At 66.1% G+C, this 449-nt stretch carries 1 protein-coding gene; it reads left to right on the plus strand.

Annotation, left to right across the window (positions count from 1 at the left end; translation table 11 throughout):
- Positions 1-403: response regulator (locus HX846_RS08630; RefSeq protein ID WP_178965259.1), on the plus strand; the 403-nt coding region annotated here is incomplete at its 5' end.
- Positions 404-449 lie beyond the last annotated feature (46 nt).

The following is a 449-nucleotide window of genomic DNA, read 5'->3' on the forward strand; positions in this document are numbered from 1 at the left end:
TGCCAAGCCGGCGCAGGAAAGCGGCCAGCCGTTGAGCGGTGCACAGGTGCTGTGTGTGGATAACGAAGAAAGCATCCTGATCGGCATGCGCAGTTTGCTCACGCGCTGGGGCTGTGAAGTCTGGACCGCCCGCGACCAGGCGCAATGTGCCGCGTTGCTGGCCGAGGGTGTGCGGCCGCAACTGGCCCTGGTGGATTACCACCTCGACCACGGCGAGACCGGCACCGAGTTGATGGGCTGGCTGCGGGCACAACTGGCAGAGCCGATTCCGGGTGTGGTGATCAGTGCCGACGGGCGGCCGGAGATGGTGGCCCAGGTGCATGCGGCAGGGTTGGATTACCTGGCCAAGCCGGTGAAGCCGGCGGCGTTGCGGGCCTTGTTGAGCCGGCACCTGCCGCTTTAGCCCATGTGGGAGCTGGCTTTCCAACGATGGGCTCGCGGCGGAGTAT

This window comes from Pseudomonas sp. K5002 (genome assembly GCF_013386655.1).
Classification (GTDB): Bacteria; Pseudomonadota; Gammaproteobacteria; order Pseudomonadales; family Pseudomonadaceae; genus Aquipseudomonas.